Source organism: Halarcobacter sp. (assembly GCF_963676935.1).
GTDB lineage: Bacteria > Campylobacterota > Campylobacteria > Campylobacterales > Arcobacteraceae > Halarcobacter.
Genome location: NZ_OY781470.1, coordinates 2,827,946 through 2,849,973, shown reverse-complemented (window position 1 = coordinate 2,849,973; position 22,028 = coordinate 2,827,946). Strand labels below are relative to the sequence as shown.

Annotated in this window: 18 protein-coding genes and 1 CRISPR repeat array (1 of these 19 cut by a window edge); of the genes, 17 read left to right on the top strand and 1 reads right to left on the bottom strand. The window is 29.4% G+C overall.

The window, feature by feature from the left end; translation table 11 throughout:
* A CRISPR array of direct repeats spans positions 1 to 5,961; the repeat unit is 30 nt; unit sequence CTTGAACCAAAACATATGATGTATTGAAAT (it extends 75 nt beyond the left edge of the window).
* A 147-nt stretch (positions 5,962 to 6,108) separates the two neighbouring features.
* The gene (locus tag ACKU4C_RS13840; RefSeq protein WP_321312967.1) at positions 6,109 to 6,798 is read left to right on the top strand and encodes an HNH endonuclease; all 690 of its coding nucleotides are present in this window, start codon (positions 6,109 to 6,111) and stop codon (positions 6,796 to 6,798) included.
* A gap of 1 nt (position 6,799) precedes the next feature.
* Here the strand turns inward: ACKU4C_RS13840 and ACKU4C_RS13835 are convergent, their stop codons facing one another.
* The gene (locus ACKU4C_RS13835) at positions 6,800 to 7,027 is read right to left on the bottom strand and encodes a hypothetical protein (protein ID WP_321312965.1); all 228 of its coding nucleotides are present in this window, start codon (positions 7,025 to 7,027) and stop codon (positions 6,800 to 6,802) included.
* 130 nt (positions 7,028 to 7,157) lie between these two features.
* Between ACKU4C_RS13835 and ACKU4C_RS13830 the strand changes: the two genes are divergently transcribed.
* The 16 genes from ACKU4C_RS13830 to nuoL all read left to right on the top strand — a co-directional run bounded on the left by ACKU4C_RS13830 (position 7,158) and on the right by nuoL (position 22,028).
* A complete protein-coding gene (locus ACKU4C_RS13830; RefSeq protein WP_321312963.1) occupies positions 7,158 to 7,667 on the top strand; it encodes an NAD(P)H-dependent oxidoreductase in 510 nt (169 codons plus the stop codon).
* A gap of 94 nt (positions 7,668 to 7,761) precedes the next feature.
* A complete protein-coding gene (locus tag ACKU4C_RS13825; RefSeq protein WP_321312961.1) occupies positions 7,762 to 8,685 on the top strand; it encodes an AEC family transporter in 924 nt (307 codons plus the stop codon).
* 65 nt (positions 8,686 to 8,750) lie between these two features.
* Entirely contained in the window at positions 8,751 to 9,104 is a 354-nt protein-coding gene (locus ACKU4C_RS13820) for a hypothetical protein (RefSeq protein ID WP_321312959.1), read from the top strand.
* Positions 9,101 to 10,837, top strand: a complete 1,737-nt coding sequence (locus tag ACKU4C_RS13815) for an ATP-binding protein (RefSeq protein ID WP_321312957.1) — start codon at positions 9,101 to 9,103, stop codon at positions 10,835 to 10,837. Before ACKU4C_RS13820 ends, ACKU4C_RS13815 begins: the two co-directional genes overlap by 4 nt.
* Before the next feature lie 162 nt (positions 10,838 to 10,999).
* Entirely contained in the window at positions 11,000 to 11,389 is a 390-nt protein-coding gene (locus ACKU4C_RS13810) for an NAD(P)H-quinone oxidoreductase subunit 3 (RefSeq protein WP_321312955.1), read from the top strand.
* Positions 11,371 to 11,880 carry an NADH-quinone oxidoreductase subunit B family protein gene (locus tag ACKU4C_RS13805; protein ID WP_321312953.1) on the top strand — a complete coding sequence of 170 codons (510 nt, stop codon included), beginning with the start codon at positions 11,371 to 11,373 and terminating at the stop codon, positions 11,878 to 11,880. The genes ACKU4C_RS13810 and ACKU4C_RS13805 overlap by 19 nt, the downstream gene beginning before the upstream one ends.
* A complete protein-coding gene (locus ACKU4C_RS13800) occupies positions 11,880 to 12,689 on the top strand; it encodes an NADH-quinone oxidoreductase subunit C (protein WP_321312951.1) in 810 nt (269 codons plus the stop codon). The genes ACKU4C_RS13805 and ACKU4C_RS13800 overlap by 1 nt, the downstream gene beginning before the upstream one ends.
* 3 nt (positions 12,690 to 12,692) lie before the next feature.
* Complete coding sequence (nuoD, locus tag ACKU4C_RS13795) at positions 12,693 to 13,922, top strand: NADH dehydrogenase (quinone) subunit D (RefSeq protein ID WP_321312947.1); 1,230 nt, start codon at positions 12,693 to 12,695, stop codon at positions 13,920 to 13,922.
* Positions 13,923 to 13,931: 9 nt separating this feature from the next.
* Positions 13,932 to 14,264 carry an NADH-ubiquinone oxidoreductase subunit E family protein gene (locus ACKU4C_RS13790; RefSeq protein ID WP_321312945.1) on the top strand — a complete coding sequence of 111 codons (333 nt, stop codon included), beginning with the start codon at positions 13,932 to 13,934 and terminating at the stop codon, positions 14,262 to 14,264.
* Between the two features lie 2 nt (positions 14,265 to 14,266).
* Positions 14,267 to 15,079: a hypothetical protein gene (locus ACKU4C_RS13785; RefSeq protein ID WP_321312943.1), complete on the top strand. Its 813-nt coding sequence runs from the start codon at positions 14,267 to 14,269 to the stop codon at positions 15,077 to 15,079.
* Positions 15,079 to 17,586, top strand: a complete 2,508-nt coding sequence (locus ACKU4C_RS13780; protein ID WP_321312941.1) for an NADH-quinone oxidoreductase subunit G — start codon at positions 15,079 to 15,081, stop codon at positions 17,584 to 17,586. Before ACKU4C_RS13785 ends, ACKU4C_RS13780 begins: the two co-directional genes overlap by 1 nt.
* Before the next feature lie 2 nt (positions 17,587 to 17,588).
* Entirely contained in the window at positions 17,589 to 18,581 is a 993-nt protein-coding gene (gene nuoH, locus ACKU4C_RS13775) for an NADH-quinone oxidoreductase subunit NuoH (RefSeq protein WP_321312939.1), read from the top strand.
* A gap of 8 nt (positions 18,582 to 18,589) precedes the next feature.
* The gene (nuoI, locus tag ACKU4C_RS13770) at positions 18,590 to 19,213 is read left to right on the top strand and encodes an NADH-quinone oxidoreductase subunit NuoI (RefSeq protein ID WP_321312937.1); all 624 of its coding nucleotides are present in this window, start codon (positions 18,590 to 18,592) and stop codon (positions 19,211 to 19,213) included.
* A gap of 9 nt (positions 19,214 to 19,222) precedes the next feature.
* Positions 19,223 to 19,798 carry an NADH-quinone oxidoreductase subunit J gene (locus ACKU4C_RS13765; protein WP_321312935.1) on the top strand — a complete coding sequence of 192 codons (576 nt, stop codon included), beginning with the start codon at positions 19,223 to 19,225 and terminating at the stop codon, positions 19,796 to 19,798.
* Complete coding sequence (gene nuoK, locus ACKU4C_RS13760) at positions 19,795 to 20,094, top strand: NADH-quinone oxidoreductase subunit NuoK (protein WP_320035375.1); 300 nt, start codon at positions 19,795 to 19,797, stop codon at positions 20,092 to 20,094. The genes ACKU4C_RS13765 and nuoK overlap by 4 nt, the downstream gene beginning before the upstream one ends.
* Before the next feature lie 2 nt (positions 20,095 to 20,096).
* Positions 20,097 to 22,028 carry an NADH-quinone oxidoreductase subunit L gene (gene nuoL, locus ACKU4C_RS13755; RefSeq protein WP_321312932.1) on the top strand — a complete coding sequence of 644 codons (1,932 nt, stop codon included), beginning with the start codon at positions 20,097 to 20,099 and terminating at the stop codon, positions 22,026 to 22,028.

The window sequence follows — 22,028 nt, the reverse complement described above, 5'->3', positions numbered from 1 at the left end:
ACATATGATGTATTGAAATTCTAAATTATTAAAAGAAAATATCAAATTAGTATTTGCTTGAACCAAAACATATGATGTATTGAAATAATCTTATGTGATAAAGTAGAATAGTTTTGATTGCCTTGAACCAAAACATATGATGTATTGAAATTCTTTTTTTCTTATTAAAAATTCAAATGAAATTTCTTGAACCAAAACATATGATGTATTGAAATTATAATGATAAAAAGTATGAAAACTTATATAAGTCTCTTGAACCAAAACATATGATGTATTGAAATATCGAACTTACTGCATTAGAAATATTACCTACATTTCTTGAACCAAAACATATGATGTATTGAAATTACTTCAAAACATACCAAGAAGGCATGGGATATTACTTGAACCAAAACATATGATGTATTGAAATGTGTTTTTAATCTCTATAGCTATATCATTTATAGCTCTTGAACCAAAACATATGATGTATTGAAATCTTATTGTTTTTATATCAACTCTGCAAGTTAAAACACTTGAACCAAAACATATGATGTATTGAAATTGTCAAAGTCACAGCGATATAAGAAAGGCTCATGTCTTGAACCAAAACATATGATGTATTGAAATGCTGTACATCTATAAGGTTTTAATCTTAAACCCTCCTTGAACCAAAACATATGATGTATTGAAATGCATATTATTTTGATAAAACTTTTAGAACTAAGTATCTTGAACCAAAACATATGATGTATTGAAATGTAGCAATAAAACGAAACATATCTTTAGCTTTTTGTCTTGAACCAAAACATATGATGTATTGAAATTAGTCATGCAATGTTATACCTAACATATCTCTTAACTTGAACCAAAACATATGATGTATTGAAATAAAATTTGATTATTTGAATTTAAAGGTGCAACTACTTGAACCAAAACATATGATGTATTGAAATGTGTTTTTAATCTCTATAGCTATATCATTTATAGCTTGAACCAAAACATATGATGTATTGAAATTCGCGTTGGACATTGGAAAAATTTGGAAAAGAATTTCTTGAACCAAAACATATGATGTATTGAAATAAAGTTGCCAAATCAACTCTTACATATATATTAAACTTGAACCAAAACATATGATGTATTGAAATCCAGATATCAAAATAAAACAATAACTTCATAGAGCCTTGAACCAAAACATATGATGTATTGAAATAACATTAGAATATTTATATATATTGCTCACGCTTGCTTGAACCAAAACATATGATGTATTGAAATAACAAATATGTCTAACTCAATAGCTATGCTTGTAACTTGAACCAAAACATATGATGTATTGAAATTTCTTCAATATGTTTTGGCTTTATTTCTGTAACTAGTCTTGAACCAAAACATATGATGTATTGAAATTTTATAAATGGTTCACACGCTGATGGACTTAATTACTTGAACCAAAACATATGATGTATTGAAATAACTTCATATCAAGGAGATAATTACGGAAATAAACTTGAACCAAAACATATGATGTATTGAAATCCACCTCCTGCAAATAAATCGACTATTAACTCTTTGCTTGAACCAAAACATATGATGTATTGAAATATTTTTTGGAGATTATTATGTGGATTAAAGTTTTTCTTGAACCAAAACATATGATGTATTGAAATTATAGATAGTCAGTAGTTTTTTTAAATATTAATGACTTGAACCAAAACATATGATGTATTGAAATCTTATCAAAAGGGATATATGCATCTGCTGCATTGGCTTGAACCAAAACATATGATGTATTGAAATCAACAAGAAAAAATAAAAGAGATTAAATCAGTAACTTGAACCAAAACATATGATGTATTGAAATAAAACATCTGCAAGTCTTTGTGCTGCTAAAGGTGACTTGAACCAAAACATATGATGTATTGAAATCAAGATCACATGGATTTTCAAGACCAAAGAATTTTCTTGAACCAAAACATATGATGTATTGAAATAAAAGATATTTAGATAAATATGATTTTATTAGAAACTTGAACCAAAACATATGATGTATTGAAATCCTGTTTATCCTGACATGAGTTTATATCAAGTTATCTTGAACCAAAACATATGATGTATTGAAATAGTGGAAATTAGAGAGTTGAAACTTGAAAAAGCTTCTTGAACCAAAACATATGATGTATTGAAATCAAGAACAGCCCAAAGAATCAGAGAGCTTTTTCAACTTGAACCAAAACATATGATGTATTGAAATGTAATCTAATAACTCATCTCTAAAATACCCTTGCCTTGAACCAAAACATATGATGTATTGAAATAAAATTTGGCACGTTTTACATTTTCTTTAGGAACACTTGAACCAAAACATATGATGTATTGAAATCAAAAAGTGGGAGTGACTGACTTAAAATTCACTAAGCTTGAACCAAAACATATGATGTATTGAAATCGAATCTGCTAGATTAAATATGAGTAATGCAATACCTTGAACCAAAACATATGATGTATTGAAATATGATAAGAACTTCTAAAAACTGATTGTTTTAATAACTTGAACCAAAACATATGATGTATTGAAATTTTATCATATGATTTATACAGGTCTTTTGGTTTTCTCTTGAACCAAAACATATGATGTATTGAAGTTTTACATATAACGGATCATTTTAATGAGAATACTTAACTTGAACCAAAACATATGATGTATTGAAATTTATTATTAATATCAATAATCTTATTTTCTACTTGACTTGAACCAAAACATATGATGTATTGAAATTCTGTAGCTGTAATATTTAATAAGATATGTTCAAGCTTGAACCAAAACATATGATGTATTGAAATATAAAAGTATCGTTAAAAGTATCATTTAATGAGAATCTTGAACCAAAACATATGATGTATTGAAATTTACTTAAAAGTATTTGTATAGATATTAGTATTGCTTGAACCAAAACATATGATGTATTGAAATGCTTGTACAGTTTTTGAAATTGTTCCTAGAGTTGCTTGAACCAAAACATATGATGTATTGAAATCCAATATTAAGAGAGCCTATATCATCATTAGAATTCTTGAACCAAAACATATGATGTATTGAAATGTTAAAATTTTAGCTCGAAAAAGTGGAAGTTCAACCTTGAACCAAAACATATGATGTATTGAAATTTAAGCACTATTCAAAAATCAGTAATTACAGACATTCTTGAACCAAAACATATGATGTATTGAAATTATGGCCTGGATTATTATGGTCGAAAGTATTAATTTCTTGAACCAAAACATATGATGTATTGAAATGATTCTGAACTTTCAAGCGAAGAGACAATCAATTCCTTGAACCAAAACATATGATGTATTGAAATGAACTTGCACGACAATTTGAGACTATGAGCAAAGCTTGAACCAAAACATATGATGTATTGAAATAAGGGTAATTCTACTAAAAAATTGAGTTGCTAAACTTGAACCAAAACATATGATGTATTGAAATCATTTTAACTTTATCTTGATTATCAAAAAAGTTATGCTTGAACCAAAACATATGATGTATTGAAATCTAAACATAGATTTAATTAATCGCAATCCGCGACGACTTGAACCAAAACATATGATGTATTGAAATTAAATAGCTAATAAAAAAGGCAGTCCTAATCCTATCTTGAACCAAAACATATGATGTATTGAAATGTTTTACAACTTTAAACCTAACTTCACCTTTATTCTTGAACCAAAACATATGATGTATTGAAATTGTCTATTGAAATCAACTTCATTAAAAAGCTTTACTTGAACCAAAACATATGATGTATTGAAATGCTAAAAAATTTAATTCAACTTTTAATAGATTAAACTTGAACCAAAACATATGATGTATTGAAATAAAGGGGCTTTTAATGTTGTTCTTTGCATAATTACTTGAACCAAAACATATGATGTATTGAAATAGATATACAAAATAAAAATGTTGATAACCTAGATCTTGAACCAAAACATATGATGTATTGAAATATATTTTTGAATATTAATCAACTGTTTAAGTGGTGTCTTGAACCAAAACATATGATGTATTGAAATAAATGAAAATTGTGAACACCTTGAACCGTCAAGTACTTGAACCAAAACATATGATGTATTGAAATTATATTAGGGGTTTTATAAGCTATAAAATATAATATCTTGAACCAAAACATATGATGTATTGAAATTGAAAATAAATTATTATCATTAGGATGAACCAAAACTTGAACCAAAACATATGATGTATTGAAATACTGCTGCACAATTAGATAATAGTAATGACGTTAACTTGAACCAAAACATATGATGTATTGAAATTTTAGATGGTTTAGTGAGAAGTTTAAAGGTGTTTCCTTGAACCAAAACATATGATGTATTGAAATAAGATGATTTAGTTTCTTCTACAATTAGTTCTTCACCTTGAACCAAAACATATGATGTATTGAAATAAAATCAACATTCAAAATAAAAAAGAAAATATAGACTTGAACCAAAACATATGATGTATTGAAATCACATATTAATATCATCTAATCTCTCAATCCATAGGCCTTGAACCAAAACATATGATGTATTGAAATTATCTAAAACTTTACCAACAATTTTTAAAGCTTTTCTTGAACCAAAACATATGATGTATTGAAATCACATATTAATATCATCTAATCTCTCAATCCATAGGCCTTGAACCAAAACATATGATGTATTGAAATAAAGGAATCCACTCTGCAACACCAAATAAATTAAATCTTGAACCAAAACATATGATGTATTGAAATTTGCATCTATTCTTCTATGTACTCTATTGATAGAGGCTTGAACCAAAACATATGATGTATTGAAATTTTAATAAATAACTATCACTAGCTTGTGCAGTTTTACTTGAACCAAAACATATGATGTATTGAAATCAAATAGGAAGTTCTGCATCTACACCTTGCTCTTCTTGAACCAAAACATATGATGTATTGAAATTTGTCATCAATAGACAATGCAATTGCAAGATTTGATGGAACTTGAACCAAAACATATGATGTATTGAAATGAGCATTCCATTTCGATTATAGAGTCTCATTTTTCTTGAACCAAAACATATGATGTATTGAAATAATTTATTATAATCAGGTAAATTGTTTTGCATGGTTCTTGAACCAAAACATATGATGTATTGAAATTCTTTATCTATCTTTTCGCAATGTGCTAGTATTTCTTGAACCAAAACATATGATGTATTGAAATTATTTAACTCTAAAGGGTTTGAAACACCATCAATATCTTGAACCAAAACATATGATGTATTGAAATAATGTAGGTGAGAATATATCTGGTTCTAGTATGGATCAACTTGAACCAAAACATATGATGTATTGAAATATAGTATGTTGTATTTGGTGTATTTAGTCTTGATCTTGAACCAAAACATATGATGTATTGAAATATTATCTATACAATTTTTTAAAATTATTTGAATTTCTTGAACCAAAACATATGATGTATTGAAATTAAAAACTCATTAGTCTATCCTTTTATTTGCATTGCTTGAACCAAAACATATGATGTATTGAAATAAGAACCGAAGATGTAAAACCACTAAGTGAAGATGCTTGAACCAAAACATATGATGTATTGAAATCCTTGTGTTTCACCTATTTCAATCCACTCTGTAGCTTGAACCAAAACATATGATGTATTGAAATAGAGCTCGTGAGATTCTTTTAGAAAACCCAAATGCTTGAACCAAAACATATGATGTATTGAAATCCTTTACACTTAACAGAAAAAGTACCTACACAAAGACTTGAACCAAAACATATGATGTATTGAAATGTTAATGCAATTTGGGGTAGTAAAGATTTTGATGATCTTGAACCAAAACATATGATGTATTGAAATTTTTGAAGAATAACAGAATAACTATTTGAAGCACTACTTGAACCAAGACATATGATGTATTGAAATTAAAAATAACACTAATAAAGACTGAAAAATAAGACTAAAAAGAAAAGTTAATTATTTTCAAGTCAACTAATAAAGAAAACATTAATTTATATAAGATATTATATTAATTAAAATATATATAATAATATTTATATATGGAGTTAATTAATGAAAACCTATGAAAAATATTTAGAAGCTTTAAAAACTTTTGAGGATTATGTAACTGTTTCAGAATGGGCAGAAAAGGTTGCTTTGTTATATCCTGGTCTTTTAGAAAAAGCTAATAAAGAGGCAGATGAACAAAAAAATGATACTACTGGTTTAAGAGAGATTGCTGCAAGGATTGGTTCTAGGGTTTCTACTGGTGGATTTGATGGGTATATTAAAATCAATGATATGGAGAGACCAAGAAGAGTTAAATATATATCAAAAGAGGAATTAGACGAAAATACTACCCAAGAGATTGAAGAGGATTTAGAACCTTTAAACAGAAAAGAGATAGAAAAAAAAGCTGAAGATAAAATGGTATTAAAAGAGCTATATCGTTTAGATGAGTTTAGAAATATCCAAAAAGCTTTTAAAACATTTTTTAATCTAGATTTTGAACTTGACCATGCAAAGGCTTTATTAAATGAAGATGATGCAGGGGAACACCATCCAGACAACTTTCAATTAATACTAAAATATCATAATGGAAAGAAAGTAAATAAAAACTGGGAAAGATTTACTCTTGATGAGCAACTAAATTATATAAGAAAGTGTTTTGAACTTCATACTTTAGTTGCAAATAGATTTGGAGTTTCTATTGATGAAAATATCTTAAATTCTTTAATGGAAAGGTTGAAAGAGGTTTATTAATTTAAACTATCTCGTCAACCTCAAACTCATAATAGTCTGCTAAGGATGCAAACATAAAATCTTTATACTCTTTTGAGATGATTTCATAATTTCTTTTTGTAAGTTCTTCATTTAAACTTATCTCTTTAAAATTTAAGGTATAAAGCTCTTCAAATTTTGGTACTATATCTTTTACTGTTTGTGTAGTAAAAAAATCGTTAGGATTGAAAGGTTTAGTGCCTTTTTTCATTTAATAGCCTTTTAAAAAAATATATACAAGAATTATTCCTTGTAATTAGTAGTTATGGAATAAATTTAATATTTACATAAACTAAAAGTTATAAAATGCGAATTTTAATGAATAAATATGAAGGATTGTTATGTCAAAAATAGGAATTTTAGTTGCAAGTTCAAACAATAATTTAAAACTTGGACAAAAGTTAGCATTACTTGCAAAAGAGCAAGGTGTCGAGACTGAACTTATAGATTTAGTAAGTCTTAATTTGCCACTTTATAATACAATTGAAGAGGAAAAAAATGGTATTCCAAAAGAGGCTCAAGAGTTAGCTTCAAAAATATTATCACTAAAAGCTTTTATTGTAGTAGCTCCTGAATATAATGGAGTTATGCCAGCTGTTCTAAACAATGCTATGTCATGGACTTCAAGAGCTACAAAAGATTGGAGAGATGCATTCAATGAAAAGGTTGTTGGATTAGCAACTCACAGTGGTGGGGGAGGAACAAAAGTTCTTCAAGCTATGAGAATCCAATTTCAACATTTAGGTGCTAATATTTTGTCAAGAGAGATTTTAACAAGTTATGATAAACCATTAAATGAAGAGAGCGCGATAAATATGATTTCTCAACTTAACAAGCTTTCAGAGGTTTAAAACCTTTGGAAGTTTATTAAGTATTTAAAGAAGATTTTTACTTTCAAAAAAAATGAGATATAATATCATTAATAATTTATAAACAGAAGGTTCTATGGAACATATACTTACAGCACTAATCCCTATATTTTTATTGATTTTAACTGGATTTTCATTTAAGAAAATCAATTTTCCATCAGCAGAATTTTGGAAAAATGCAGATAAATTAACATACTTTATACTTATGCCAGCATTATTGATTTTTAAATTATCAACGGCAAATTTAGATAATCTAAATGCTATTGATTTTGTAATAACTGGTATATTAGGAATAGTATTTATTCTTATTATAAGTATAATCATTAAATTTAAAATGGATACTTCTGGAGCTTCATTTACCTCTGTAGTTCAAGGTGCAATACGATTTAACACTTATGTTTTCTTAGGACTTATAGCTGCTATTTTAGGAGATGAGGGGATAGCCCTTTCAGCCTTATTAATAACTTTTGCAATTCCAATTATAAATGTTATTTGTATCACTGTTTTTGCAATATATGTAAATGATACTAAAGCTACATTTATAGGAATGATTAAATCAATTGTAAAAAACCCTTTAATTGTTGCTTGTCTTATTGGTGGGAGTATAAATTATTTTGACTTTTATATGCCAATTATTGCAGTAAAATTTTTAGAAATTCTAAGTGCCTCTGCTCTTCCTTTAGGTCTTTTATCTATAGGGTTTGCATTGGATTTAAGTTCTATAAAAGAAGCAAAGCTTGAATTAGTTGTTTCATCTGTTTTAAAACTAGTTGTAATGCCTGTTGCTATGTTTTTTATAGGGAGTTTTTTTGCACTAGATTCATTTTTATTAACTATATTGATAATATTTGCTGCAATGCCAACCGCCTCTTCTTCATTTATTTTAGCAAGACAGTTAGGTGGAGATACTAAATTAATGGCATCAATCATAACTTTTGAAACCCTATTTTCTTTATTCACGGTCTCTTTTATTTTAGGTTTTCTACAATATATAAATTAAGATATTAATAGATTACCTTTAACATAATTGTAGTAAGATATTAATAGTTATATTGGGAGTATTAAATGATTTTTTTAGTTTTAGTAGGAATTGTGGCTACAATAGTTATTGTTTTAAATATGATGGATAATTCTAATTTAGAAAAAATAGAAAAGTATTTTAAAGATAAAAATTGTAAAAATATAACCTATTCAAAAGGTACTTACAAAGCTATTTGTGGTGATGAATTAGTTGAAATACCTAATAGTTTTGAGGTAGATATTAAAGAAGATAAGAAAAGAATAAAACTAAAAAATATAAAAAAGTTGGATGATAAAACTCTAACAATTATTATAAATGATGATTATGAGATTGAATTTAAAGACAAACAAAATAAAGAAAATTTTTATAAAAATTTAAAGGATCAGTTAGATAAATGAATGAGATTATAGATTACATAAAAGCCCATAATGTTGAAAAAACAAACTTTTTCAAACATCTAAAGTGTTCAAAAGAGGAAGCAAAAATTTTACAATATATCACAAAAGAGTATATTACAGGTAGAGATACTCTTATTGTGATTGATATATTAGCAGAGTTTTATGATGTGAAAAGCTATGAACACTTAAATCATATCCATGAGATAAAATCATTATTAGGCTTAGGATGGCTAGTACAAAATAGTTTTGAACATCTAAAATTAAGTGATATGTCTCAACTAGAGCTTTTAAACTCAGCAGTTACTTTATCTCCTGCATATTTAAAGTTTTTGGAAAAAGGTTCTTTGGAGTTTGTTCTTCCTGAAATAAAAAGTTATGCTGACCATTTGGAGTATTTACAAGATCAGTTTTTTAAAATAGATTTAGCACAACAGTTAAATTTAGTAAAAAGAAACTTTGATGAAAATTCACCAAATATAAATAGATTAAGAACAAAATTAACACTTTTAGAAAATAGAATAAAAGACAGAGTAAAAGAGACAAATAGTGAAATTTTACTTGAAGATTTTTTTAAATCAAACAGTTTAAATGAACAAGAACAGATGTTGTTCTTAGCTCTTTTAAAAGAGGAGTATTCTGGGGGAGATGGAACAATTAGAGATATGAACTCTTTGATTGAATTAATCTCAAGTGATGATTATGAAAAAATCAAATTTAGAAGTTTACTAGAAGAGGGCTCAACATTAGTTTCAAATGGTTTAGTTGATTATGATGAGGTTTTAACTCCTTTTGGGGGAATAAACAGAAATTTTTATATTCCAGATGATGTTCTTTATAAAATATCACACCCTACAAAAAAGAAAACATCAAACAGAAAAGTAAAATTAGATAGTTTGATAAAAGACCAAGATATGTTTGAGTTGGTTACAACAAGTAAGTCTTTAGATGATGTTGTCCTAAATGATAAAACAAGAGAGATTTTGAACTCTTTATTAAAACAAATGGATAAAGATGTATTTAATAGATTAAAAGAGTGGGGACTAAAAGATAGAAAAAGAGGAATTGAAGCTAGAATTATCTTTTATGGATTTGCAGGAACAGGTAAAACCTTAACTGCTTTAGCTTTTGCAAAGTCTTTAAAAAAGCAAATATTGAGTTTTGATTGTTCAAAGATCTTATCAATGTATGTTGGTGAAAGTGAAAAAAATGTTAGAGCAATTTTTGATAAATATTATGATTTGAGAGATAAAAGTAAATCAGAACCAATTTTACTTTTAAATGAAGCAGATCAGTTTTTAAGTGCAAGAACAACTACAAGTGCAAGTGGTAGTGAAAAGATGCATAATCAGATGCAAAATATATTTTTAGAGCAAATTGAAAGATTTGACGGAATACTTATTGCAACGACAAACCTTTTAGAATCACTTGACAAAGCCTTTTCTAGAAGGTTCAATTACAAAATTGAATTTAAAAAACCAAATTTGCAACAAAGAGTTCAATTATGGGAAAAGTTACTACCTGAAAATCTTCCATTGGAAGAGGGGTTTGATATTCAAAAACTTGCTAAGCATGAGTTGACTGGTGGTCAAATAGAGATGGTTATTAAAAATACTGCATTTAAAATTGCAGTTGAAGAGGAACCTCTTTTTACCGTTAAATCTTTTGAAGAACAAATTGATAAAGAGAAAAAAGGTAATTTTGATTCTGAGGCTAAAGTTGGGTTCTTTAGTTAAATATATTAGAAAAGTTAATATTTACTTAATAATTTTTTTTATTTGATACTTTTAGTTATAAATAAAAAAAATAGTAAGTAGATAACCTACTCTTATAAGATGAGCTTTATAAGAGATTGGATATTATCTAACATTAATGAGAAAATTTAAGAAGGATTAAAGATGACACATATGGAGTTTACACATCCGTATTTTGGTGCATTTTTCATGTTTTTATTAACATTCGGTGCCTTTATAGCAACGGTTTTTTTAGCTAGATTTGTAAGCCGAAAATTAGCTAGACTTGATACAGAAAAATTAAAGTCTACACTTTATGAATGTGGACCAGAAGTTACAAAACAGCCAAGTAGTATCTCTGTACAATTTTATTTAATGGCTCTTTTGTTTATTCTTTTTGATATTGAGATTATATTTATGTTTCCATGGGCGATTGATTTTAAAGTTTTAGGATGGTTTGGATTTGTTGAAATGATACTTTTCATTCTATTACTTACTATTGGATTTATCTATGCTTGGAAAAAAGGAGCACTTGAATGGCACAGCATAAAGTAAATTATTTACAAGATGGTGGAGCACCAATTGCTCTTACTACAGTTGACAAACTTGTAAACTGGGGTAGGTCAAATTCTGTATGGCCTATGACATATGGATTAGCCTGTTGTGCTATTGAGATGATGGCAACAGGGGCATCAAGATATGATTTTGATAGATTTGGTACTATTTTTAGAGCCAGCCCTAGACAATCAGATTGTATTATCGTTGCAGGAACACTTACAAAAAAACATGCAGAGTTTATGAGAAGATTATATGATCAAATGCCAGATCCTAAATGGGTTATTTCTATGGGGTCTTGTGCAAATACTGGTGGGATGTTTAATACTTACGCAACAGTACAAGGTGTTGATAGAGTTATCCCTGTAGATATTTATCTTCCAGGGTGTGCACCAAGACCTGAAACTCTACAATATGCTCTTATGATGCTACAAAAGAAAATAAGAAGAGAAACAATTTTTAGAAGTATAAAGAAAAAGAGGTTAGTGTAATGAGAAAATATACACCTAAAAATGATGTCCAAAACAAATCATATTTTAGTGACAGATTTTATGTAGCTCCTCAAACTCCAAAAAAAGAAGCTAGTGAAGATGAAATATATTCTAAAGATATAGAGGCTTTAACTAATAAGTTTGAAATATCAGAGTCATATATTGAGATTGATGAATTGGTTATATATATCAAAAATGAAGACAATGTAGATGTCTTGACATTTTTGAAAGAAGAGCTTGAATATGAGATGTTAATGGAGATGTCAGCTATTGATTATATTGCCCAAAGAGGTGGTTTTGAGATTTTTTATGAGATGCTTTCTTTAACAAAAAGAAAAAGAATGAGAGTTAAAACTTTCATTAGACAAAAACAACCTATTGAATCTGTATATTCTGTATTTAAAATGGCAAACTGGGCAGAAAGAGAGATGTATGACATGTATGGTGTAAAAGTTGTAAATCATCCAAACATGAAAAGAATCCTTATGCCTGATGATTGGTATGATTATCCACTAAGAAAAACTTATCCATTACATGGTGATGAAACTGCGCAGTGGTATGAAGTTGATAAAATCTTTGGAAAAGAAGCTAGAGAAGAGATTGGTCCTGAAATAAGAGATGGAGCAAATGTAGATAGATATGATACTGAGAGATTCTCAAGATTAGGTCATGAAGTTCCATATGGTACTGATATTACAGATGGGAAAGAACCAGAACACACACCACTTGGTTACCAAGAAGAAGGTGGAGTTAGAATTATTAAAAAACTTCATGAAGATGATAGCGTTACATTAGAAGAGAGAAGATAGATTATGAAACAAACACCAAATAGATTAAAACCTTTCTTTGAAAATATAAATTTTGAGAGAGAAGATAATACGATGATGATCAACTTTGGTCCTCAGCATCCATCTTCTCACGGACAAATGAGACTTATGCTAGAACTTCAAGGGGAAGAGATAGTAAAAGCTAGACCAGGTGTTGGTTATCTTCATAGAGGTATGGAGAAAATGGGTGAGAATATGATTTATAATGAATTCTTACCAACAACAGATAGAATGGATTATATAGCATCAACTTCAAATAATTATGGTTATGCTTTAGCTGTAGAAAAACTTTTAGGAATAGAAGTACCAAGACGTGCAGAAGTTATTAGAACTATGCTTTTAGAATTAAATAGAATCACCTCTCACCTTTTTTGGCTTGCAACACACGCTTTAGATGTTGGGGCAATGTCAGTTTTCCTTTATACCTTTAGAGAAAGAGAATTTGCAATGGACCTTATAGAGGATTATTGTGGAGCAAGACTTACTCATAGTGCAGTTAGAATTGGTGGAGTTCCTTTAGATTTACCAGAAGATTGGTGTGATAATTTAGAAAAATTCTTAAAGATTTTAGATGTAGAAGTTGATAAATATGAAGGGCTTTTAACAGAAAATAGAATCTGGAAAATGAGACTTGAAAATGTGGGTGTTATCTCTCCAGAACTTGCAAAATCTTGGGCTTGTTCGGGGATTGCTCTTAGAGGTTCAGGTATTAAATGGGATTTGAGACGTGAGATGCCTTATGGATTATATCCAGAATTGGAGTTTGATGTTCCTATTTCAGATAAATGTGATAGTTATGGAAGATATCTTTGTTATATGCAAGAGATGAGAGAATCTGCAAAAATTTTAAGACAACTTATACCTATGTATAAAGAGAGTGAATGTCAACTAATGGCACATGCTCCTGAATATATCTCTGCTCCTAAAGAGGATATTATGACTCAAAACTACTCTTTAATGCAACATTTTGTTCTTGTAACACAAGGGATGAGACCACCAAAAGGTGAAGTATATGTAGCAACTGAATCACCAAAAGGTGAATTAGGATATATGATAGTAAGTGACGGAACTCCATATGCTTATAAAATGAAACTAAGAGCACCATCATTTTGGCATACAGGTATATTTGAAGATTTAATGCCAGGTCATCAGTTAGCTGACGTTGTAACTATGATTGGTAGTTTAAATGTAGTATTTGGTGAAATTGATAGATAAGGAGAAGTTATGAAAAGATTTGATTTAAGACCTTTAAAAGATAACTTCTATGACAGAATGTTAGAACTTATGGATAAAGAGGTTAGTTCTGGTGAAAATGCAATTTTTCTTTTTGAGATAGGAGATTTTAGTGGTGTTCAAAAAAGTGCAGATGTAGTTCTTGAAGCTGGCTATACACTTATGAATTCTCTTAAGTTCAATGAGGTTGATTGGACTATAGTTGTAAAAAAAGAAAAAGATGTAGAGCTTATTGAAAAAAAGAGAAAAGAGGCAGAAGAAAAAGCAGCTCTTGAAGCAAAAAAAGCTGAACAAGTTGAAAATGATGATGACGATGAAGAGTAGAAATGGGTATTAAAGAAATTATTGCAAAAAGTGATTATATTATCACATTTGGATCTTTCTTAGCGAGAGATAATGTAGAGATTCAAGAATCAATTATAGAAGCTATTGCTAAAAACAATGCAGAGTTTATATATTTGCATCCTATTGACAATATTGATTTAAAAGTATATTACACCCAATTTATAAAATATGAAGTTGGAAGTGAAGAGGGTATTACCTCTTTACTATTAGATACTTTTGTAAAACAATCAGATGAAAAAGTTCAAGCTTATATAAATGATTTAGATATAGGTTATATTTCTGCTGAAAGTTCAGCTGGTGAAGAAGAGTTTGAAGAGGCTTTAGCAAAAGCAGAAAACAAAAAACAAAAAACAATGATTATTGGAAGAGATGTATTTTCACATGAAAGAGTAGAAAATATTACAAAAATTCTTTCAGTTATAAGAAAATTTAGTGATTTAAATATTGTGGCTTTAGACCCTGAATATAATGCCATATTAAATGAAGTAACGGATGAAAATCTAGAAGAGGTTGAAGAGTTACACTCTTATAATGGAACAATAATTTATAGAGTTTATGAAGAGGATGATATCTCAACTTTAATTGGAAGTGAATCTTTTGCAAAAATTGCAAAAATCTCTAATCATGATAAAATCTATATTAATTGTGCTGAAGAGAAGTTTCAAAGAGAATTTAAAATAGATAAAAATTTATTTGGTACTGTAGCTTTATGTCCTATGTCATATGGAGATAAAACTAGTTTATCTAAAGGGTATCGTTACAAACAAGTAAAGATTGAAAAGGTTGATGCATAATGAGTGATTTAATAACATTAACGATAAATGGTAAGAGTGTTCAAGGAAAAGAGGGAGAATATATATTAAATGTTGCTCGTGCAAATGATATATTTGTTCCTGCTGTTTGTTATCTAACAAGATGTTCACCTACATTAGCATGTAGACTTTGCTTGGTAGAAGCTGATGGTAAACAAGTTTACTCTTGTAATACAAAAATAAAAGAGGGTATGAATATCACTACTGATACTCCTAATATTGCAAAAGAAAGACGTGCAATAATGGAAGTATATGATGTAAATCACCCATTACAATGTGGAGTTTGTGATCAAAGTGGAGAGTGTGAATTACAAAATTATTCTTTATATATGAAAGTTGATTCTCAAAGTTATACTATAAAAGATGTTCCAAGACCAGCTGCAAACTGGGGAGTTATGAAATATGACCCAGGTTTATGTATTGTTTGTGAAAAATGTGTGACTGTATGTAAAGATATGATTGGATCAAATGCCTTAAGTACAGTTAAACGTGGTGCTGATGCTATTGAAAAAACATTTAAAGATACTATGCCAAAAGATGCTTATTCTATGTGGAATAAACTTAATAAATCACTTATTGGATTTGATGAAGATTCATGTACAGATTGTGGTGAATGTATCTCTGTTTGTCCTGTTGGTGCATTAGTTTCTTCTGACTTTCAATATAAATCAAATGCTTGGGAATTAAATAAAATACCAGCAGCAAATCCACATTCATCAGATTGTGCATTTATGTATTATGAAACTAAACATGAATCAATAGAAAATGCTGAACCTAAAATCTATAGAGTTACAAATGAACATCACTACTCAACTTTAAATGGAGCTGCTAGATTTGGTTATGACTTTGAAAATAAAGTTCAAGGCAAAGATGAAGAAAGCTTTGCAAAAGCTGTTGAAGCATTTAAAAAAGCAGATTCAATTGTTTTTAACTCTTATATTACAAATGAAGAAGCATTTATTTTACAAAAAATTGCAAACAAAACTGGAGCAAAACTTGTAAATAAAGATGCATACAATTATAAAAGATTCTTAAGTGCATATAGTTCTACTTCTGGTACAACTTTATATTCATCAACTTTAAAAGATGTACACGATTCAAATTTTGTAATCTCTGTTGGGTCATATTTAAAAACAGATTTACCAAATGCTAGATATGCACTAAATAACTCTGTTGTTATAAATAAAGGTGCAGCTTTATATTTCCATCCAATCTCTGATAAGGTTATGGAAAAAATTGGTAAAAGAGGAAAAACAACTGAGTTTGTTCAATACAATCCTTTATCAGAAGAATCAGTTTTATATCTAATCTTAGACAAATTTGGAAAAGACTTACCTCAAGATATTCAAGCTTTCATTGACTCTCAAAAAGAGACAAGAACTAAAACTATAGTTGAAACAGTAAAAGAGACTGTAGTTGAAGTTATAAAAGATGAAGAAACAGGTGAAGAGACTGAGAAGAAAAAAGTAGTAAGTAAAAAAGTTAATAAAGAAGTTGAGTTTGAATATACAAAACTACTTGACAATCTAGGATTAGATGAAAAATTCCTTGATACTTTAGAAACACTACTTGCAAAAAAAGATACTTACTCTTTAATAGTAGGGGAAGATTTATATACTCATCCAAAAAGTGAAAATTTAGCAAAATTATGTGGATTAATCGATAAACATACAGATTTCAGTATTGTAATAATACCTTCTCAGACTAATACTTTAGGTGTTAGTTTAATTTGTGATTTAAGTGATACTGTTTCAGGATCTACAGTAGGTTATAACGAAAAGGCAGATTTCCAATTAAGTGCTTTAGGTGATGGTGATTTAGATATGCCAGCACTTAACCAACAAGAAGGAACTTTCACAAATATTGATAAAAAAGTAATCCCTACAAATGTTGCAATAGATTATAAAGGATATGTTTTAAATGATATTGCAAATAAAGTATTAGAAGATGATGTAGAGTATACAATAGAATATACAGTTGAACTTCCAGAAAAAGCTGGTTTCAAAGCAGTTGAGTTTGATAAACTTCCTAACTATTTTGGAAATGATAGAGTTGAGTTTAGGGGATATGACTTAGTACCTCAAGAGATAGTTGTACCAAAAACTTTAGAAGAGGGATTAAATGAACTTTCTGTTACACAAGTTGATGAGGCTTTAAGTTCTACATTAACATTATTAGAAAATGAAACTCTTATTTATAGAGCAAATCCAATTAATCAATTCAATGAATTCACAGCTATTGCTCATGAGTTTGCAAAAGATTTACAGTCAGGTGTTTTTGTTTCAGAAGAATTATTTGAAAAACTTGAACTTGAAAAAGGTGATAAAGTAAAAGTTAGTTCAAATGGAACTGAACTTGAACTAAATGTATATTGTGATGATCAAATATCTGGAGAGATTGCATATGTATCAACATTCCAAAAGGATTTAGATACAAAAGAACTTTTTGATGGATATAGATTTTCAAAAGCTGTGATTAAAAAGGCGTAATAATGGAAACAGGATTTATTATTGAGACTATTATAAAAGCTGTAGTTGTATTAGCAGTTTTCTCAGCATTAGCTGGATTTACTACTTATATCGAAAGAAAAGTACTTGCATTTATGCAAAGAAGACTTGGACCTATGAATGTAGGACCTCATGGGGTTTTACAGTTAGCAGCAGATGGTATAAAATTATTTACAAAAGAGGATTTTATCCCACAAAATGCAGCTAAACCTGTATTTATGATTGCACCTATTATTACAGCAGCCACTGCTTTTATAGCAATGACAGCCGTTCCTTTCTTCCCTGAGTTTGAATTATTTGGTTATACAGTAAGACCTATTATTTCAGATGTAAATGTTGGGGTTTTATTTGTAATGGGTGTTGCTTCAGTTGGACTTTATGGACCACTTTTAGGTGGTATGAGTAGTGCAAATAAATGGTCACTTTTAGGTGGAGCTAGAACAGCTATTCAACTTCTTTCATATGAGGTTGTATCTGGACTTGCTTTACTTGCTCCTCTTATGCTTGTTGGTTCATTATCTTTAATTGATATAAATGAGTATCAAGCAGGTGGATTTACCCATTGGTTAGTTTGGTCTCAACCATTAGCTTTTGTTCTTTTTGTGATTGCTGGGTTTGCTGAAACAAACAGAACTCCATTTGATTTACTTGAGCATGAAGCTGAGATTGTTGCAGGGTATGCAACTGAGTATTCAGGTATGAGATGGGGTATGTTCTTTATTGGAGAATATGCAAACCTATTTACTATTTGTTTCTTAGTATCTTTAATCTTCCTTGGTGGATACAATGATTTATGGTTTATCCCTGGAGGACTTGCAATTATCCTTAAAGTTATGTTCTTAGTATTTTTCTTTTTATGGACAAGAGCAGCTTGGCCACATATTAGACCTGATCAATTGATGTGGTTATGTTGGAAAATTTTAATGCCATTAGCAGTAATTAATATCTTGATTACTGGTTTTGTGATGATGTTTTAGGAGTTAAGATGGGATTAGAAAAACTAAAAGATAGAAATATTAGCATGGGTGACTATGTTAATGTTTTAGAAGAGGAATATCCACAAACTTCTTGGGAACAATTTAAACAAGTTGCAAAGAGGTCTGTAAAAGGTGAACTTTTTGTGGGGCTAAAAATTGTTTGGAATATGATGACAGGAGCTTTATTTAAAGGTGAAATGCATACTGTTCAATATCCAGCAGAAAAACTGCCTATTGGTCCAAGATATAGAGCAGTTCATAAACTTCTTGCATTATTAGAATCGGGTGAAAACAGATGTATTGGTTGTGGTTTGTGTGAAAAAATCTGTATTGCTGATTGTATTAGAATGGATACTAAAATTGATGAAAACTCTAGAAAAGAGGTTTTAGAGTATTCAATTAATCTTGGTCGTTGTATCTTTTGTGGATATTGTGCTGAGGTTTGTCCAGAGCTTGCAATTGTTCATGGTGGAAGATATGAAAATGCAAGTGAACAAAGAGCACACTTTGTTATTAAAGAGGATTTACTTACTCCTCTTGATAAATTAAAACAACAAAAAGAGTATCCTGGTTTTGGTGCTGTATCTCCTGATGCAGATGAAAAAATCAAGAAAACTCCATTATCATATTAAGGAGGGGAGATGTTTGAAATAGTAGCTTTTTATCTATTTTCAATTTTAACAATTGTTATGTTCTCCATAACAGTTTTTACAAATAATTCACTATATGCCCTAAGTTCTTTGGCTGCAGGGATGATTTTTATTTCAGCTTTCTTCTTCTTGCTTGATGCTGATTTTCTAGGGGCTGTACAAATTGTAGTTTATACAGGTGCTGTAATGGCACTTTATGCCTTTGGTATGATGTTTTTTGATGCTTTATCTGTTGTAAAAGAGAAAGTAAATAATCCAAAATTGGTATTTTTATTAAGTGGAGTATCTGCTTTAATTATAGTACTTATTTTTGTTGCTCCAATCGTTACATCAAATGTAGAAGCTCAGTATCCAGTTCATCCTGAATGGGGTAATTCACAAGATGTTGGGGTAGTTTTATTTACAAAATATTTAATTCCATTTGAGGTTGCAGCTGTTATGTTGTTGGTTGCAATGATTGGTGGTATTATTTTAGCAGGGAAAAAGATGGATACTTCATACTCTGAATTAAGTGAAGAAGAGATTGATATATTAGAGTCCCAAGAAGCAGAAAAGGATAGCAAATGAGTTTAAACGCATATTTGATTTTATCTTCAGTTTTATTTTTAATAGGAACTGTTGGTGTAATTAGAAGAAAAAACTTACTTATGCTTTTCTTCTCAACTGAGATTATGTTAAATGCTGTAAATGTTGGTTTAGCTGCTATTTCAAAGTTTCATGGAGATTTAACAGGGCAAATGTTTGCATTTTTTATTATAGCAATTGCAGCAAGTGAGGTTGCTATTGGATTAGGTTTATTAATCCTTTGGTACAAGAAAAGAGGATCAATTGATCTTGATACTATTCAAAGTATGAAGGGGTAATAATGGAAAAATATTTATATATAGCACTTTTTGCCCCACTTTTAGGTTCTTTAATAGCTAGTTGTTTTTCAATGAGACCTAAGATGTTATTTACAGGAATCATAACTTCTCTATTATTAGCTGTATCTATGGTATCTTCATTAATACTTTTACAATATATTTTTACAACAGAATCTATTGTTCATGTAAAACTAATAGATTGGATATCAATTGGAAGTTTAGATATCCCATTTGGGTTTGTAGTTGACCAAGTAAGTGTTGTGATGATGGTTGTTGTAACTATTGTATCAACGATGGTACATATCCATTCAATTGGATATATGGATCATGATAAATCATTTAATAGATTTTTTGCTTGGCTTTCAGCTTTCGTTTTTTCAATGATGATTCTTGTTATGTCAGATAACTTTGCTGGATTATTTATAGGATGGGAAGGTGTTGGATTATGTTCATGGGGATTAATTGGTTTTTGGTATCATAAAGAGGATCAAGCTTTATCAAAAGATATCTATAAATCACCATTTTCTACACTGTCTCCATTTTCTTCAATCTCTCCAGGTTATGCAGCTAATGAAGCGTTTATAACAAACAGAGTTGCTGACCTTGGGATGTTAGTTGGATTATTCTTAATCTATTGGAATCTTGGAAGTTTACAATATGATGATGTATTTGCAAATATCTCTACTCTTGATACAGGGTTAGTTATTGCAATAGCAGCTTTCCTTTTTATTGGAGCTATGGGTAAATCAGCACAATTTCCTTTTAATCAATGGCTTGCAAATGCAATGGAGGGTCCAACTCCAGTTTCTGCACTTATTCACGCTGCAACTATGGTAACAGCAGGGGTTTACTTAGTAATCCGTGCAAATGAAATCTTTACAACTGTTCCTGAAGTTGGATATTTTATTGCTTGTCTTGGTGCTTTTGTTGCTATTGGAGCTGCTTCTATGGCATTAGTTGCTACAAATATTAAAAAGATTATTGCATTCTCAACACTATCTCAATTAGGATATATGTTTGTTGCTGCTGGTCTTGGAGCATATTGGGTAGCATTGTTTCACCTTGCAACTCATGCTTTCTTTAAATCGGTACTATTCTTAGGTGCTGGTAATGTTATGCATGCACTAAATGATGAAATAAATATCAAAAATATGGGTGGACTTCATAAACATATGAAGGGAACTTCTATTATTATGACAATTGCTTCAATAGCACTTGCAGGAATTTTCCCATTCTCTGGTTTCTTCTCAAAAGATTTAATCCTAGAGGTTGCTTTTGGACACCACTCTTATATTTTATGGGCAATTTTATGGATAACAGCAGGTTTAACTGCATTTTATTCATTTAGACTTATTATGTATGTATTCCATGGTGAAGAGAAGTTTAAAGAGAAAGGTTATCATCCCCATGAAGCTCAATCATATGTGATTGCTGCTATGACACCACTTGCAATATTAGCAATTATTGCAGGTATCTTTAAAGGTTCATATATAGAGATGGTAACAAAACTTCTACCTGAATTAGAAGTTCATGTTAGTGATTCAACACTTTGGATTTTAATTATAATAACTCTAGGTATAGCACTTGGGGGTATCGCATTTGCTGTGTTTAAATTCAAAAAAGATGGTACATATTTTAGTGAGAAATTCAAAGATAGACTTTGTTATAAAGTGTTGGCAAACCAATATTTTATGCCTCATCTAATAGAAAATGTAATAAATAAACCTTATTTAGCACTTTCTAAATTCTCATGGAAAAAAGTTGATCTTAAAATTGTTGATGCAATTGTTGATGCAATTGCAAAAGTTGTTTATAAAAGTGGAGAGCAAACTAGAATTATGCAAAGTGGAAATTTATCAACATCGTTAAGATTGATGATTTTAGGTTTAACAGTGTTACTGGTACTTTTAGTAGCACTTGGAATAGCGAAGTAA